Annotated in this window: 1 protein-coding gene; it reads right to left on the bottom strand. The window is 63.4% G+C overall.

Going from position 1 to position 1115, the window contains the following annotated elements:
- On the bottom strand, positions 1-1115 hold a 1115-nt coding region (locus ACFWF3_RS36805), incomplete at both ends, for an acyl-CoA dehydrogenase (protein WP_379318862.1).

Raw genomic sequence — 1115 nt, 5'->3', positions numbered from 1 at the left:
CCTTTCCCTCGTAGAACGCGGTGCTACCCACTGTGTCGATCGCGGCGAGCGCGACGGCGGCCTGGCGCATCAGCAGCCAGCCGATCAACAGGTCGCCGAAGGCGAGCAGAAACCGTACCGATACCAGCCCGATGCGATACAGCTCGGCAGGCTCTCGATGCGCGGCCGACACGACGCCCATGAGGGTCGCGGTCATGGCCTCGATGTCCTCGAGCGCGGTAGCGAGGTAGGCGCGATCGGACGCCAGACGTACACCACCACAACTGCTTTCGACGAACTCCGCGATCTGACCGATCACATGGGCGAATGCTCCACTGCGGTCTCGCACGATCTTGCGGAAGAAGAAGTCCTGCGCCTGAACGGCGGTGGTGCCTTCATAGATCGAGTCGATCTTGATGTCACGCACATACTGCTCGATCGGATAGTCCTGCAGGTAGCCGGACCCGCCGAAGGTTTGCAGGGATTCGGTCAGGCACTGATAGGCGCGTTCGGATCCGACGCCTTTGACGACGGGCAGCAGCAGATGGTTGATGTGGAAGGCCAATTCGGCATCGGCACCCGACACCGCCCTCGCGATCCCGGCGTCCTGGTGCGCAGCCACATACAGATACAGCGCGCGCATGCCCTCGCTGTATGCCTTCTGCACCATCAGTCCCCGACGCACATCAGGATGGCGAATGATCGTCACCCGCGGCGCTTGCTTGTCCGCCGTTCTGGTCGCATCACTGCCCTGCACCCGGGTTTTCGCATACGCGAGCGCGTTGAGATAACCGGTCGACAACGTGGCAATCGCCTTGGTGCCGACCATCATCCGGGCGTACTCGATGACCGCGAACATCTGCGCTATCCCGCTGTGCGAGTCACCTACGAGCCAGCCGACCGCGGGAACGCCGTGCCCACCGAAGGTCAGCTCACAGGTCGCCGAGGCCTTGAGTCCCATCTTGGTCTCCAGGCCGGTCACGAAAACGCCGTTGCGGGTGCCCAGTTCACCGGTGCCGGTGTCGAAGTGGAACTTCGGCACGACGAACAGCGACAGACCTTTCGTCCCCGGTCCGGCACCCGCGGGCCGCGCCAGAACCAGATGCAGGATGTTCTCCGAGAAGTCGGAGTCACCG

The sequence above is a fragment of the Nocardia sp. NPDC060220 genome (assembly GCF_042727815.1).
Taxonomy (GTDB): Bacteria; Actinomycetota; Actinomycetes; order Mycobacteriales; family Mycobacteriaceae; genus Nocardia.
The sequence above is the reverse complement of the archived record's forward strand: the minus strand, read 5'-3'. Positions and strand labels throughout refer to the sequence as shown.